The following is a 15,435-nucleotide window of genomic DNA, read 5'->3' as shown; positions in this document are numbered from 1 at the left end:
TAAATTACTAATGAATGTAGCTAAATATATTGATCATACAATTTTAAAACCAGATGCAACTACAGATATGATTGTAAAATTATGCGATGAAGCAAAAGAATATGGATTTTTTTCTGTTTGTGTAAACCCTTGTTATGTAAAGCTCTGTGATGAATTGTTACATGATACAGACGTAAAAGTTTGTTCTGTAATAGGATTTCCATTAGGCGCTAACAGTTCTATTGTAAAAGCATTTGAGACAAAAAATGCAATTGAAGATGGTGCTGACGAAATTGATATGGTTATTAATATTGGAGCTTTGAAAAACAAAAAATATGATATGGTTTTAGATGACATAAAAGAAGTTGTTAATGCAATTTATGGTGAGGTTATTTTAAAAGTAATTATTGAAACTTGTTTATTAAGCGATGAAGAAAAAATCAAGGCTTGCGAACTAGTAGTTGAAGCTGGAGCTGACTATGTTAAAACATCAACGGGGTTTAGTATGTCAGGAGCCACTGTTGATGATATTAAACTTATGAGGGATGTAGTTAAAAGTAAATGTAAAATAAAGGCATCCGGAGGTATTAGGACAAGAAAAGATCTAGACTCAATGATATTAGCAGGTGCAGATAGAATTGGAGCAAGTGCTTCCGTAAATATTATAAATGAAATATAAAAGTAATTTTGAGAGTATATATTTATACTCTCTTGTTTTTTAAAAATATAATGTATTTGATATGCATACATTTAATCAATTAATATTTTGACATATTAACAGCAAATTGATATAATAGTATTGGAGGTGGTTTTGTTGAGGAAATTAGAAGAGTTAAAGAAATTATTAGTTACCAAAGAAAAAATGAAATTAGCGGTAGTTTCTGCCGAAGAAGAAAACGTATTAATAGCAGTTGATGACGCATTTAACAATGGTTTAATAATTCCAATATTAATTGGAGATATAGAAAAAATAAGTTTATATGCGAGTAAATTATTGATAGATATTTCTAAATATCAAATAATATCCGCAAACAGTTTTGAAGAATCTGCAAAAATTGCAGTCACTATGGTGAATGAAGGTAGGGCAGATTTTTTAATTAAAGGTTTGCTTGATACTTCAATTTTATTGAAACAAGTATTAAATAAAGATTACGGACTTATTAGTGGTAAGCAACTTAGCCATGTCATGATATATGAAATGCCAAATTATAATAAACTTTTATTTTTGACAGATGGAGGCATGGTAACTTATCCAAGCCTTAGTCAAAAGAAAGACTTGATTTTAAATGCTGTAGAAGTAGCAAGAGCGATTGGATATGAAGAAATAAAAGTTGCTTGTCTAGCTGCAAAGGAAAAAATTAATCCTAAAATGCCTGCTACAGTTGATGCTGGTCAACTAAAAGAAATGTATTTAAATAAACAATTTGAAAATGGAGTAATAGTTGAAGGACCAATATCTTTAGACCTTGCAATCTCAAAAGAATCAGCTGATATTAAAAAATATAATAGTCCTGTTGCAGGAGATGCAGATGTATTATTAGTTCCAAATATAGAAATGGGTAATGGAATAGGAAAATCAATTTCATTATTTGGGAATGGATTAAATGCGGGTGTAATTATGGGAGCAACCTCTCCAATTGTACTTGTGTCAAGGTCAGATTCCTATGAATCAAAATATTATTCAATATTACTTGGAGCAATTGTTTCACAGTATAATAGAAAATAATAAATGAGGTGGCTTTAGTGTATAGAATATTAGCTATTAATCCAGGTTCTACATCAACAAAGGTTTCAGTTTATGAAGATGAAAAAGAATTATTTGTTGAAGTTATTAGTCACAGTGATGAAGAATTATCAAAATATAATAGAATTCAAGATCAATATAGTTTTAGAAAAAGCTTAGTTGTAAATCTCTTGTTTAATAAAAATATTGATATTAAAAGTTTGAATGCTGTTGTAGGCAGAGGTGGGCTTTTGCTGCCTGTAAAATCAGGTGCATATAAAGTTAATGAATGCATGATTAATAGGTTGAAAAACAATCCTATTAGTGAACATGCATCAAATCTAGGAGCACTAATTGCATATGATATAGCAAGAGAAATTAATATCGGTGCATACATATATGATTCTGTTGCAGTTGATGAACTAATTGCTTATGCAAAAGTAACAGGTATACCTGAAATAGAAAGAATGAGTCACGGGCATGCTTTAAACATGAGGGCAGCTGCAATTAAAATTTCAAAGAAATTAGGTAAAAAATATACTGATTGTAGATTTATTGTAGCTCACTTAGGAGGTGGATTTACTACATCTTTACATCTAAATGGTCAAATGACTGATATTGTAGGAGATGAGGAAGGCGCATTTTCACCAGAGCGTCCAGGTGGTATACAAGTTCGCCAATTAGCAAAGTTTATCATGACTTGGACTGGAGATAAACAAGAATTAAAGAAAAAAATTAGAAGTAATGCAGGACTTAAGGCGCTTCTTGGAACTATGGATTTGAGGGAAGTTGAAGCAATGATAGATAATGGAAATGAATATGCAAAACTTGTATATGAAGCTATGGCTTATCAGATTGCTAAAGGTATTGGTTGTCTTTTTGCTGCTGCTAAGGGCAATTTAGACAGAGTTATACTTACAGGTGGATTATCGCATTCTTGTAGATTTACGGATCAAATATGTGAATATATTAAATTTATAGCTCCTGTAGAAATATTGCCAGGTGAAAACGAAATGGAATCATTAACAATGGGGATTTTAAGAGTTTTAAGGGGAGAAGAAGGTGTTTTAGAATATTCTGAATAATAATTTGATAATAATAAAGGCGGTTGATAATGATATGCTACTTTTATGTTAACAGTTAAAAGAATGAGGCTGTTAACATGAGGGGGCTTATTTTTTTTAATTTTTAATACTAATATTTTAACTGTCATTTTTTATAAATAGATGTTATAATGTAATGTATAATTATTTTTAATTATTTAATTGTTATTTGATAAGGAGCTTATGATGGATTTTTTACCTATAAATATAGATGATATGAATAAAAGAGGTTGGGATCAGTGTGATTTCGTTTTTGTAACTGGAGATGCATATGTAGACCATTCATCTTTTGGTACAGCAATAATTTCAAGATTACTAGAAAGGTATGGATATAAAGTTGGTATTATAGCACAACCTAATTGGAAAGATCTAGAATCTTTTAAAATTCTTGGAGAGCCTAAGCTTGGTTTTCTTGTGAATTCTGGTAATATAGATTCTATGGTAAATCATTATACATCTTTTAAAAAGAAAAGACGTAATGATGTATATTCTCCTGGTAATAAACCAAATATGAGACCAGATAGGGCTATTACAGTTTATTCTAATAGAATTAGAGAAGCATATAAAAATGTTCCTATTATAATAGGTGGCATAGAAGCAAGTCTTCGAAGGTTGAGTCATTATGATTATTGGAGTGACAGTATAAAAAGGTCAATTTTAATGGATTCGGGAGCAGATTTACTTGTATACGGAATGGGAGAAAAATCCATAGTTCAAATAGCGGAATCTTTAGAATCAGGAATTCCTATATCTGAAATAACATATATAAATGGTACTGTATATAAAACACGTGATATAGAAAGACCGTTTGAACCTGTAATTTTGCCAAGTTATAATGAAGTTACATCTTCAAAGAAACAATATTCGCAAAGCTTTAAAATACAATATGAAAATACGGATTCAATCACAGCAAAAACACTTGTAGAACAGTATGATAGCATTTATGTTGTACAAAATCCTCCAATGGAAATATTGACAGAACAAGAATTAGATGACATATATGATCTTGAATATATGATGGATTTTCACCCCATATATAATAATTTGGGTGGAGTACCTGCTTTAGATGAAATAAAATTTAGTATAACCAGTGTCAGAGGATGTTTCGGTGGATGTAGTTTTTGTGCCTTAAATTATCATCAAGGAAGAATAATACAATCTAGAAGTCATGAATCAATTGTGAAGGAAGTTGAAAAAATGACAGTAGATAAAAATTTCAAAGGATATATACATGATGTTGGTGGACCAACAGCAAACTTTAGAATAAAAGCTTGTGAAAAGCAAGAAAAGTATGGCGTATGTAAAGATAAAAGTTGTTTATCACCAGAAAGATGTAAAAATCTTGTGGTAGATCATAGTGATTATTTGAATTTACTAAAAAAAATAAGGAAAGTAGAAGGTGTTAAAAAAGTTTTTATAAGGTCAGGCATAAGATATGACTATGCTATATATGATAGTAAAGATGATTTTATAAAAGAATTATGCAAGCACCATGTAAGTGGTCAACTTAGAACAGCACCAGAACATGTTTCGGAGAGAGTTCTTAAGCTCATGGGTAAGCCATCAATTAAAACTTATAATATATTTGTGGATAAGTTTTATAGTGAGAGCAAAAAACAAAATAAAGAACAATATATAGTTCCGTATTTTATATCTTCACATCCTGGTTCAAGGTTAAAAGATGCTATAGAATTGGCGGAATATATAAGAGATATGGGTCATACACCTGAACAAGTTCAGGATTTTTATCCGACACCGGGAACTCTATCTACTTGTATGTATTATACAGGTATAAATCCTTTAAGTGGAGAAGAGGTATATATTCCTAAAAGTATAGAAGAACGTAAAATGCAAAGGGCATTAATGCAGTATAATAAAAAAGAAAATTATGAACTAGTATTAAATGCTTTGAAAAAAGAAAAAAGATATGATTTAATAGGGAATAATTCAAAAGCTTTAATTAGACAAAGAAATAAAAATTAAAAAATAATGGATAAAATTAATGGATTCTTAATAATTAAGTTATTGCAAAATATATAATTGTAAGTTAATATTATATATGATGATACTTGAAACTATATAGTTTATTTAAAATATGAGGTAATTTTTTATGAGAAAAAGAAATAGAAGAAGAAGAAGAAAAAGAAATTTACGTATCTTAATGATGACGTTTATTTTGATAGTTGGTATAGTAGCAGCGGCAATGGTTGCGAATGGAATAGATGGAGAAAGACAAAAATTAAATGAAAATGATATTTCAAATAATAATAATAATGATATAAATGATAAACATGAAAACAATAATGAAAATAACATTGTACAACCTGAACCAGAACCCGAACCAAATCCTGATATTACAATTAGTATAAAGGCTACAGGTGATATTATGTTTCATCCTTCTCAGTTAGACGGTGCATATGATCCTGCAACTGGTACATATGATTTCACAAACAGTTTTAGAGAGGTAAAAAGTATTTTACAAGATGCAGATTTAGCTATAGCTAATTTTGAAGGAACTACTGCTGGTAATAAAGTTTATGCATATCAAGGATATCCTTTGTTTAATGCACCTGATGAAGTTCTAGATGCGATTAAAGGTGCTGGATTTGATGTTTTATCTACAGTTAATAATCATTGTCTAGATACTAGAAAGGCTGGAATAATAAGAACGATAGAACAAATTCAAATAAGAGGTATGGATACTGTAGGAACTTATATTGAAAAGCCAGAGAGTAGAGTATTAGTAAAAGATATTAAAGGTATTAAAGTTGCATTTATGGCATATACTGAAATGGTTAATGGACTTGAAAGTTTGCTAACTGGGGAAGAGCTTGATTCAATGGTCAATATTACAGATGAAACAAAAATGAAAGAAGATATTAAGTATGCAAAAGAACAAAAAGTAGATGTAATAATAGCATTCATGCATTGGGGAAATGAATATTCAAGGGTAGAAAGTCAAAATCAAAACAATGTAGCTGATATGCTATTTAGTGAAGGTGTTGATATAATATTAGGAAGTCATCCACATGTCATACAGCCTTCTAAAATTTTAGATTACAATGGAAAAAAGAAATTTATAACATTTTCTATGGGTAATTTCATATCAAATCAAAGAATTGAAACCCTAGGACCTTATGGGATAGGTGAATCTGTAGCAAAATATACAGAAGATGGAGTTATTGTAAATATTGAAATAGAGAAAAAAGGTGAAACTGGTGAGGTGTCTATAAATAAGATAGACTATACACCTTTATGGGTTTACAAGGGAATAGATGAAAAGGGTAGAACAGAACATGTAATATATCCAGCAATGAACTATATTGAAAGTGATGAGTTAAATGACAATTCTAAAGCGCGCATGAGAAGATCTTATGATGATACTATGATTCAAATGGATGTTGAATAAATTTAATTTTGGGAAGTGGTTGTTATGGGGCAAATTAAGTTAATTTTAAGCAATTTGGGAATAAACAGTATTATAGATATAGCTATAGTTTATTATGTTTTTTATAAAGGTTTTATGCTTATAAGAGATATGCGAGCGAAACAACTATTAAAAGGTATTTTTTTATTAATAATTCTAATTCCAATTGCAGAAATATTTGAATTACATATGGTAAAGTGGATACTAGACCGCACATTTCAAGTTGGTATAATAGCATTGGTTGTGGTATTTCAGCCTGAAATTAGAAGGGCGCTTGAATATATTGGTAGAACATCGATGTTTTCTTTTTCAAATTTAGATAAGAATTCAGCAACTTCAGAATATGTAATAAAAGAAATAGTTTCAGCTACTTCTTCTTTAGCTAGACAAAAGATTGGTGCACTAATGATATTTGAACAAAAAATAGGACTTAATGACATAGTAGATAGCGGTACTAAACTAAATGCTGAAATATCAAGTGGACTTTTGATTAATATTTTTATTCCAAATACACCGCTTCATGATGGGGCCGTAATAATAAAAGATTATTCTATTTTAGCTGCTGGTTGTTTTTTACCCTTGACAGATAATAATTTACTTAGTAAAGATATAGGGACAAGGCATAGAGCTGCAATAGGAATGACTGAAAAATCTGACTCCATAGCACTAATAGTTTCAGAAGAGACAGGGTATATATCATATGCAATAGATGGAAGGCTGTATAGAAATATTCAGATAGAGGAACTTGAACATCTATTGTCTAGCATATATATGGAAAGTGAAAAGTCAAATATATTTGATAAATGGAGATATAGAAATGAAGATAAAAAATGAAAAATTATTTATTCAAATTGCGTGTTTGACCTGTGCGGTTGTTTTATGGGTGATAGTAATGGTCCAAACTAATCCAATATTAGATGAGACAATTAAAAATGTTCCAGTAACTATTAAAAATTTATCTGCTCTAGAAAGTTCAAATATGGTTTTGATGAATAAAGACAAGGATAATTTATTAGTAAATATAAAGGTAAAAGGAACGGGAGAACAGTTGAGTAAAATCAATAAAACTGATTTTACAGCATACATAGATGTTTTAGGACTTGGAGAGGGCAATAGAAATGTTAAGGTAGAAGTATCTGGACCGAATGAAATAGAAATTGGAGACCATTATCCTTCCCAGATAGCATGTGTCGTAGAAAGTGTAATTTCTAGGGTTATGGATGTAGATATACAGTATGAAGGAAGTCAATTACAAGATTATTTTAGGGCAAGCGGTACGTCTAATCCATCTTCTGTTAAGATAACCGGTCCAAGAAGTATTGTTGACTCTGCTAAAGCTGCAATAGCAACGATTAATGTTGATGGGGCTAAAGACACCGTTATAAAAACTGTGCCTGTAAGAATATATAATGGAACAGATACTGAAATATTTATGTCAGTACCTACTGATAATGTAGAGGTATCAGTACCTATTTATCCTACAAAATATGTTAATATAAAGCCTAATATATCGGGTGTACCACTAGATGGTTATGAACTTGTTAATACGTCGGTATCTCCTACCAGGGTTAAAATAGCTGCTAGACGAGATATTCTTGATTCTATTAACGAACTGGAAATTGAAGAGCTTGATATTACAGATGCATACCATAATATTCTATCTTCGAGAAAAATATTAAATGACAGCGGATTTATGATATTAGGGTTAGACAAGGATCCAGTAGTAAATGTTGTAGTAGAAAAAATCATACAAAAAGAATTGACATATAAAATAGATGAAATAGAATTTACAAATATTATTGATGGATATGAAGTGGACTTAAGTAATACAGATATAAGTGTTATAGCAAATATAGAGGGAGCATCAAGTGCAGTAAATAATTTTAATAAAGAAGAGTTGAAATTAACAGTTGATCTTTCGCAAGCGTCATTGGGTAGCAATAATATTACAATTAAAAGTTTAACAGATAATAAACAAGTAAATGTTCTGTTAAATATAGATACAATTGAAGTGAATATTATTGAGCCAGAAAATCAATCTAGTACTGAAACAAATACAATAAATCTTGATAATCAAACGGAGATGGAATAAACTATAAAAAATTCTTGTCATAATTATTTTATTTTGATGAGGATTTTTTCTGTAATTTTGATATATTTTAATAATAATGAAAATTATTTTTAAAGGGGACTGTTATGAAAAAAAGATTAGATTTACAAATGAATAATTTGAAAGAATATCAGGGGATGTTACAAGCTGTTTTTTTGGCTACACAGGATGCAATAAGCGTTGTAAATGAAAAAGGGGAGCATATCATGGTAAATCCTGCGTATACAAATATAACAGGAATAGAGCCTAAAGATGTAATAGGTAAAAATGCACTTTTTGATATAGAAGAAGGTGAAAGCCTTCACCTCAAAGTTCTTAATTCAAAACACCCAGTATCGAACACAAAATTAAAAATTAAACCAAGTGGCAAAACTGTTGTTGCGCAAGCTGCACCTATAATCGTAGATAATATATTGAAAGGCAGTGTAGCTGTTTTACATGATGTAACAGGAATAAAAGACTTAACTGAAAAACTGGAGGAAGCAGAAAAAAAAATTAGGCAGCTCACATACAAATATTTACCAGAAGATATAATTGGAGACTCTCAAAAGTTAAAAGAAGTTAAAATGCAAGTGTTAAAAGCATCTAAAGTTCCAGCTACAGTTCTTTTAAGAGGTGAAAGTGGAACTGGTAAGGAGCTTTTTGCAAATTCAATTCATGCCCAAAGCCAAAGATGTGATAATAAATTTATAAGGGTAAATTGTGCTGCTTTATCTGATACATTACTTGAAAGTGAATTGTTTGGTTATGAAGAAGGAGCTTTTACCGGAGCGAAAAAAGGTGGGAAGAAAGGTCTTTTTGAAGAAGCTAATAAAGGTACGATTTTTCTTGATGAAATATCTGAAATAAGTTTGAATACACAAGCCAAACTTTTAAGGGTACTGCAAGAAAAAGAGATTATGAGAGTGGGGAGTACTGTCCCAATATCAATAGATGTAAGAATAATTGCAGCTACTAATTTAAATTTGAATCAGGCAGTTAAAGATGGTAAATTTAGAGAAGATTTGTTTTATAGAATAAATATTTTGCCTATATATATACCACCTCTTAGAGAAAGAAAAGAAGATATACCTCTTTTAATAAATGAATTTATAGTTAAAATAAATGATGAATATGGAAGAAATATAGGAAGTATATCATCGGAAGCAGTTAAATTGTTAATGGATTATAATTGGCCTGGAAATGTAAGAGAGTTAGAAAATGTAATAGGAAGGTCAATAATTAATATGAATTTTAACGAGCAGATAATTAGGAAGGAACATCTTCCTCATTTGCATCCACCAATAAATGCAACAAGTAGTTTTGTGGAATTAAAAAATATAGATGAAATTCAAAAACTTAGTTTTATTACTGAGAACGCTGAAAAAGATTATATTCGAAATGTTTACTGTAAATTAAATAAAAATAAAACGGAAACTGCTAAAAAATTAGGTATTTCTATAAGAACCTTGTATTACAAAATGGACAGATATGGGATACAGGAGTAAGAATCATGCAATTATTTGCACAATTACATGATTTGCAAAAAAATGCGTGCAAATAATTGCGTAAAACAAGAAAAAAAAGGAAAAAATTATAAGTTGTGTTAACAGATATTGAAATTTCAATGTCTGTTTTTTCTTTTATTTAAAGAATTTTATGGTATGATAATTGCTAGGTATATAAAACGAGGTGAAAATATGAAAGGATTTAAAGAAATAATTAAATCAGCACAAAAAAAAGGTCCTAAAAGAATAGCAGTAGCTGCATCTAATGATGAGGATGTTTTAAAAGCCATAAAGATAGCATTAGATGAAAACATTTGTATACCTATTCTTGTAGGTGACAAAGAAATAATACAGGAATTATCAAAAAAAATTGGTTTAGATTTAAGCAAAGTTGAAGTAATAGACGAAAAAGATAATAAATGTGCATGTATTAAAGCAGTATCTATGGTTAGCAGTGGTAATGCTGATATTGTTATGAAGGGTTTAGTGGATACTTCAGTAATTTTAAAAGCGATATTAGATAAGGAAATAGGATTAAGGACAGGAAATATTTTGAGTCATGCCGCAGTGTTTGAAATAAAAAATTATCACAAAATTTTATTAGTAACAGATGCAGCAATGAATATTGCACCAAATGCCGATGAAAAAAGACAAATATTAGAAAATGCTATTAAACTTACAAGTTCATTAGATATTGAAGAACCAAAAGTTGCAGTAATTTGTGCAAAGGAGAAGGTAAATCCTAAAATGCAGGCTACTGTAGATGCAAAGGAGCTAGTAGAATTAAACAAGAGTGGTAAATTGTTAGATTGTATAGTTGGAGGACCTTTTGCACTTGATAATGCAATATCAAAGGAAGCTGCTGAACTTAAAGGTGTTAGTGACCCAGTTGCAGGTGATGCTGACATCTTATTAATGCCGAATATTGAAGCAGGAAATGTTTTATATAAATCACTTACATACTTTTCGGATTCTGAAAATGCAGGGATATTGTTAGGAGCTAAAGCGCCAATAGTTCTTACTTCTAGAGCAGATTCTGATAAAGCAAAATTAAATTCAATAGCATTAGCAGTATTGTGTGCATCTAAGTAATAAAGGAGAAATATTATGACGAAAAGACAATTGATTATAAATCCAGGTTCAACATCAACCAAAATTGCGGTTTATGAAGATGAAAATCAAATATTTGAAAAAACAATTAGACATTCAACCGATGAAATAAGTAAATATAAAAAGATTTCAGAACAATTTGAATATAGAAAGAGTTTAATACTTGAAGAATTGAAAATTAATAAGATAGAACTTAATTCTTTGTCTTCGGTTGTTGGTAGAGGTGGATTACTAAAACCTATAGAAGGTGGAACGTACAAAGTTAACGATGAAATGGTTTCAGATTTAAGAGCTGGTGTAACTGGTGAACATGCATCAAACCTTGGTGGGTTGATCTCTCGTTCAATTGCAGATGAGGTAAATGTACCAGCATTTATAGTAGATCCTGTTGTTGTAGATGAAATGCAGGAGGTATCAAGAATTAGTGGACACCCTGATTTTGAGAGAATTTCTATTTGGCATGCATTAAATCAGAAGGCGGTAGCAAGAAGAGCAGCGGTAGAAAAATTTGGAAAAAAATATGAAGACATGAATTTTGTAGTTGCACATCTAGGCGGAGGGATTTCAGTTGGGGCACATAGAAAAGGAAAAGCAATTGATGTAAATAATGCACTTAATGGTGAAGGACCGTTTTCTCCAGAAAGATCAGGCTCTCTTCCAGTAGGTCAAATTATAAAAGCATGTTTCAATAAAGAATTTACACAAGAAGAAATAAACAAGATGGTTGTTGGTAAAGGTGGATTGACTGCTTATTTAGGAACAAACAGTGCACAAGAAGTCAGTAAATTAGCTGATGGTGGAAATAAAAAGGCAGAATTAATTTATACAGCTATGTCATATCAAGTAGCAAAAGCTATAGGAGAATATGCTGTTGTTTTAGATGGAGATGTTGATGCAATAATCATAACTGGTGGAATTGCATACGACAAAAAATTTGTTGACATGATTAGTAAAAAAGTTAGCTTCATTGCTGAAGTTATAGCATATCCTGGGGAAGATGAATTGTTAGCCTTGGCACAAGGTGGACTTAGGGTATTGAATGGTGTAGAAGATGCGAAAGTGTATTAATTAGCAACTGATTAATCTGATTGTTAGTGAGGAGGGGAATTGGTGCTAGATAAAAGATTAGTAATTATTACAGGTCATTATGGAAGCGGAAAGACAGAGTTTGCAGTAAACTATGCAGTTAAAATGAAAAATAGTTATAGTAATGTAAGTTTAGCAGACTTAGATATAGTAAATCCTTATTTTCGTTCTAGGGAGAAAAAGATTTTGTTGGAAGACATGGGGATACAGGTGCTAGATAGTAGTATAAACAATCAGACTTTAGATTTGCCTGCTCTACCTGCTGGAATTATGGGGAGCATAACAAATTTGAATATGAAGGCTATACTTGATATAGGTGGAGATCCTGTAGGAGCAAGAGTTCTTGCTAGATTTTCAGATCAAATTAAAATGATGGATTATGATTTGTTTTATGTAATAAATGGTAACAGACCAGAAACTCAAACTAAAGAAAATGTCATAAGATATTTAAAAGACATAGAAAGTACATCAGGTTTAAAAGTTACAGGACTAATTAATAACACACATTTGTTAAAAGATACTAGTGTATCGGATGTTGAATTAGGTCATGAGCTTTCTAAGGAGGTATCTTGGGAAATTGATGTTCCCATAAGATATGAATCTGCAATGATGAATATAGCAGATAAAATTGTAAGTGAAGAAATAAAGGCTAAGTTATTCCCTTTAAATTTATACATGAGGGAAGAATGGATGAGCTAAAAAAATGGAGGTTATTATGGCAAAAGGAAAAGTTACATTTAATGAAGACATATGTAAGGGATGCGAATTGTGCGTTTCTGTATGTCCTAAAAAAATAATTAGTTTGAATAAAAATGTAATAAATAAGAAAGGTTATAATCCGGCATATGTAACAGACCAAGATGAGTGTATTGCTTGTGGTAATTGTGCAATTATGTGTCCTGATTCAGTAATTAAAGTAGAGAGATTATAAAAACGGAGGTAAATTATGGCTAAGGTATTAATGAAAGGAAATGAAGCAGTTGGAGCAGCAGCTATAAAAGCTGGTTGTAAATACTTTTTTGGGTATCCTATTACACCACAAAGTGAACTGCCAGAATATATGTCTTTAGAACTTCCTAAAGTTGGAGGAGTTTTTTTACAAGCAGAAAGTGAATTAGCTGCTATAAATATGGTGTATGGTGCTGCAGGAACTGGCGCAAGGGTTATGACTGGTTCTTCAAGTCCTGGAATTTCATTGAAGCAAGAAGGAATTACATATTGTGCAGGTGCGGAATTACCATGTGTAATAGTAAATATGATGAGAGGTGGTCCAGGCCTTGGTAGCATTCAGCCAAGTCAATCTGATTATTTCCAAGCTACAAGAGGCGGTGGGAATGGAGATTACCGAACTATTGTGTATGCTCCATCAAGCATTCAAGAAACTGTTGACTACGTCATGGAAGCGTTTGATAAAGCAGATTTATACAGAACTCCTGTTTTAATATTAGCAGATGGAATGATTGGGCAAATGATGGAAGCTGTAGAATTCAAGGAACCTAAAAAAATAGATCTTCCTGAAAAAGATTGGTCAACTACAGGTACTAAAGGAAAAAGAACTCATAACATAGTTAATTCATTGTATTTAGATTCAGAGTTGCTTGAAAAACATAATCTTAAGCTTGAAGAAAAATACAAATTAATAGAAGAAAAAGAAGTTATATATGAATCATTCGGTTTAGAGGATGCTGATGTTGTTTGTGTTGCTTATGGAACAACTTCAAGAATAGTTAAAAATGCAATAAAATTAAGTGAAGAAAAAGGAATAAAAGTAGGATTAATTAGACCTATAACTTTATGGCCATATCCATATGAGATATTTAAAAAGATTAATCCAAATGCAAAAGGTGTACTGACTGTTGAAATGAGTACAGGACAAATGATTGATGATGTAAAAATAGCTGTTGAAGGTAAATTCCCTGTATATTTTAACGGTAGAACGGGTGGTATGATTCCTACTCCAGCAAGCATTTTGACAGATATTGAGAAAATTGCAGGAGGTATAAAATAATGACTATTGTATATGAAAAATCAAAAGGATTAACAGATGCACAATTGCATTATTGTCCAGGTTGTACTCATGGAGTAATACATAAATTAGTAGCTGAAGTTTTAGTTGAGTTAAATATATTAGATGATGCAATCGGGGTTGCACCTGTTGGTTGTTCAGTTTTAGCATATGATTACTTTAGTTGCGATATGCAAGAAGCTTCACATGGTAGAGCACCTGCTGTAGCAACAGGAATTAAAAGAGTGTTACCTGAAAACATAGTATTTACTTATCAAGGAGATGGAGACTTAGCATCTATAGGAACAGCAGAAATAGTTCATGCTGCACATAGAGCTGAAAAAATTACTACTATATTTGTTAATAATGGTATATATGGTATGACTGGTGGACAAATGGCACCTACTACTTTGGTAGGTCAAAAAGCTACAACAGCGCCTTTAGGAAGAGATGAAGCACTTTGTGGCAAACCAATTAAAATATCAGAGATGCTTGCTACTATTGATGGTGCAAGGTTTGTAGAAAGAGTAGCAGTTAATACACCTGCAAACATTAGAAAAGCTAAAAAAGCAATTAAAAAGGCATTTGAATGTCAAATTAAAGGTGAGGGATTTGCAATTGTTGAGGTATTATCTACATGTCCAACTAACTGGGGCAAAACTCCTGTTAATGCATTAAAATGGCTTGAAGAAAATATGATACCATATTATCCTTTGCAAAATTTTAGAAATTTTGAGGAGGTAAAATAAATGGATGAAAAAGTAATAATGGCAGGTTTTGGTGGTCAAGGTATTATGGCAATGGGAAAACTTTTAGCATATGCAGGAATGCTTGAGAATAAAGAGGTTTCTTGGCTCCCGTCATATGGACCTGAAATGAGAGGTGGAACTGCAAACTGTGATGTAATGGTTTCGGATAGTATGATAGGCTCACCTGTTATATCTCATGATGCAACAGCTGCTTTAATTATGAATTTACCTTCTTTATTAAAATTTGAAATGGATGTTTTGCCAGGAGGTAAAATAATAATTAATAAGTCATTAATAGACGTAGAAACTTCTAGAAAAGATATTGATGCTTATTATGTACCTGTAAATGAATTGGCATCAGAACTTGGCAATCCTAAGGTAGCTAATATGGTAATGCTTGGTGCATATGTAGAATTAACTAAAATAGTGCAAATTGAATCTGTTCTTAAAGCATTTGTTAAAGTTTTTGGAGAAAATAAATCACACCTTGTTCCACTTAACAAAGAAGCGTTGCTAAAAGGTGCTGAAGCCGTTAAAAAATAATTTCATAAAATTACAAGCCCTGTTTATTTACATAATTAAACGGGGCTTATCTTTTTTTAAATTAAATTTAGGTTTGATTTATGGATGTTTTGTATGGTATATTATATTTATTA

The 15,435-nt window shown here is 31.0% G+C and carries 15 protein-coding genes; all 15 read left to right on the top strand.

The window, feature by feature from the left end; translation table 11 throughout:
- Window positions 1–10 precede the first annotated feature (10 nt).
- The 15 genes from deoC to J2Z76_RS06920 all read left to right on the top strand — a co-directional run bounded on the left by deoC (window position 11) and on the right by J2Z76_RS06920 (window position 15,322).
- A complete protein-coding gene (deoC, locus tag J2Z76_RS06990) occupies window positions 11–658 on the top strand; it encodes a deoxyribose-phosphate aldolase (RefSeq protein ID WP_209511294.1) in 648 nt (215 codons plus the stop codon).
- Window positions 659–784: 126 nt separating this feature from the next.
- Entirely contained in the window at window positions 785–1,705 is a 921-nt protein-coding gene (locus tag J2Z76_RS06985; protein ID WP_342455023.1) for a phosphate acyltransferase, read from the top strand.
- A 17-nt stretch (window positions 1,706–1,722) separates the two neighbouring features.
- On the top strand, window positions 1,723–2,787 hold the full coding sequence (buk, locus tag J2Z76_RS06980) for a butyrate kinase (protein WP_209511292.1): 1,065 nt from the start codon (window positions 1,723–1,725) through the stop codon (window positions 2,785–2,787).
- A gap of 201 nt (window positions 2,788–2,988) precedes the next feature.
- Window positions 2,989–4,788, top strand: a complete 1,800-nt coding sequence (locus tag J2Z76_RS06975; protein WP_209511291.1) for a YgiQ family radical SAM protein — start codon at window positions 2,989–2,991, stop codon at window positions 4,786–4,788.
- 127 nt (window positions 4,789–4,915) lie between these two features.
- Window positions 4,916–6,214, top strand: coding sequence for a CapA family protein (locus J2Z76_RS06970; protein WP_209511290.1), 1,299 nt, complete (start codon window positions 4,916–4,918; stop codon window positions 6,212–6,214).
- Between the two features lie 24 nt (window positions 6,215–6,238).
- Window positions 6,239–7,066, top strand: coding sequence for a diadenylate cyclase CdaA (cdaA, locus tag J2Z76_RS06965; RefSeq protein WP_209511289.1), 828 nt, complete (start codon window positions 6,239–6,241; stop codon window positions 7,064–7,066).
- On the top strand, window positions 7,050–8,324 hold the full coding sequence (locus tag J2Z76_RS06960; protein ID WP_209511288.1) for a CdaR family protein: 1,275 nt from the start codon (window positions 7,050–7,052) through the stop codon (window positions 8,322–8,324). Before cdaA ends, J2Z76_RS06960 begins: the two co-directional genes overlap by 17 nt.
- Before the next feature lie 104 nt (window positions 8,325–8,428).
- The gene (locus J2Z76_RS06955; RefSeq protein ID WP_209511287.1) at window positions 8,429–9,829 is read left to right on the top strand and encodes a sigma-54 interaction domain-containing protein; all 1,401 of its coding nucleotides are present in this window, start codon (window positions 8,429–8,431) and stop codon (window positions 9,827–9,829) included.
- 192 nt (window positions 9,830–10,021) lie between these two features.
- A complete protein-coding gene (locus tag J2Z76_RS06950; RefSeq protein ID WP_209511286.1) occupies window positions 10,022–10,921 on the top strand; it encodes a phosphate butyryltransferase in 900 nt (299 codons plus the stop codon).
- Window positions 10,922–10,936: 15 nt separating this feature from the next.
- On the top strand, window positions 10,937–12,007 hold the full coding sequence (gene buk / locus J2Z76_RS06945) for a butyrate kinase (RefSeq protein WP_209511285.1): 1,071 nt from the start codon (window positions 10,937–10,939) through the stop codon (window positions 12,005–12,007).
- Window positions 12,008–12,049: 42 nt separating this feature from the next.
- Window positions 12,050–12,724 carry an ATP-binding protein gene (locus tag J2Z76_RS06940; RefSeq protein ID WP_342455022.1) on the top strand — a complete coding sequence of 225 codons (675 nt, stop codon included), beginning with the start codon at window positions 12,050–12,052 and terminating at the stop codon, window positions 12,722–12,724.
- 16 nt (window positions 12,725–12,740) lie between these two features.
- Window positions 12,741–12,956 carry a 4Fe-4S dicluster domain-containing protein gene (locus J2Z76_RS06935; RefSeq protein WP_209511283.1) on the top strand — a complete coding sequence of 72 codons (216 nt, stop codon included), beginning with the start codon at window positions 12,741–12,743 and terminating at the stop codon, window positions 12,954–12,956.
- Window positions 12,957–12,971: 15 nt separating this feature from the next.
- The gene (locus J2Z76_RS06930; RefSeq protein WP_209511282.1) at window positions 12,972–14,033 is read left to right on the top strand and encodes a 3-methyl-2-oxobutanoate dehydrogenase subunit VorB; all 1,062 of its coding nucleotides are present in this window, start codon (window positions 12,972–12,974) and stop codon (window positions 14,031–14,033) included.
- Entirely contained in the window at window positions 14,033–14,779 is a 747-nt protein-coding gene (locus tag J2Z76_RS06925; RefSeq protein WP_209511281.1) for a thiamine pyrophosphate-dependent enzyme, read from the top strand. The genes J2Z76_RS06930 and J2Z76_RS06925 overlap by 1 nt, the downstream gene beginning before the upstream one ends.
- Window positions 14,780–15,322 (top strand): 2-oxoacid:ferredoxin oxidoreductase subunit gamma family protein, encoded by a 543-nt coding sequence (locus tag J2Z76_RS06920; protein WP_209511280.1) that lies wholly within the window; start codon window positions 14,780–14,782, stop codon window positions 15,320–15,322.
- Window positions 15,323–15,435 lie beyond the last annotated feature (113 nt).

This window comes from Sedimentibacter acidaminivorans, from assembly GCF_017873955.1.
GTDB classification, from domain to species: Bacteria; Bacillota; Clostridia; order Tissierellales; family Sedimentibacteraceae; genus Sedimentibacter; species Sedimentibacter acidaminivorans.
Note: the sequence above shows the minus strand (reverse complement) of the source record. Positions and strands in the feature narration are given on the sequence as shown.

Excerpts from the sequence above, each read along its gene's own strand:
- deoC (WP_209511294.1), top strand. The coding sequence starts at position 11 with ATGAATGTAGCTAAATATATTGATCATACAATTTTAAAACCAGATGCA.
- J2Z76_RS06975 (WP_209511291.1), top strand. The coding sequence starts at position 2,989 with ATGATGGATTTTTTACCTATAAATATAGATGATATGAATAAAAGAGGT.
- J2Z76_RS06970 (WP_209511290.1), top strand. The coding sequence starts at position 4,916 with ATGAGAAAAAGAAATAGAAGAAGAAGAAGAAAAAGAAATTTACGTATC.
- cdaA (WP_209511289.1), top strand. The coding sequence starts at position 6,239 with ATGGGGCAAATTAAGTTAATTTTAAGCAATTTGGGAATAAACAGTATT.
- J2Z76_RS06960 (WP_209511288.1), top strand. The coding sequence starts at position 7,050 with ATGAAGATAAAAAATGAAAAATTATTTATTCAAATTGCGTGTTTGACC.
- J2Z76_RS06955 (WP_209511287.1), top strand. The coding sequence starts at position 8,429 with ATGAAAAAAAGATTAGATTTACAAATGAATAATTTGAAAGAATATCAG.
- J2Z76_RS06950 (WP_209511286.1), top strand. The coding sequence starts at position 10,022 with ATGAAAGGATTTAAAGAAATAATTAAATCAGCACAAAAAAAAGGTCCT.
- buk (WP_209511285.1), top strand. The coding sequence starts at position 10,937 with ATGACGAAAAGACAATTGATTATAAATCCAGGTTCAACATCAACCAAA.
- J2Z76_RS06935 (WP_209511283.1), top strand. The coding sequence starts at position 12,741 with ATGGCAAAAGGAAAAGTTACATTTAATGAAGACATATGTAAGGGATGC.
- J2Z76_RS06930 (WP_209511282.1), top strand. The coding sequence starts at position 12,972 with ATGGCTAAGGTATTAATGAAAGGAAATGAAGCAGTTGGAGCAGCAGCT.
- J2Z76_RS06925 (WP_209511281.1), top strand. The coding sequence starts at position 14,033 with ATGACTATTGTATATGAAAAATCAAAAGGATTAACAGATGCACAATTG.
- J2Z76_RS06920 (WP_209511280.1), top strand. The coding sequence starts at position 14,780 with ATGGATGAAAAAGTAATAATGGCAGGTTTTGGTGGTCAAGGTATTATG.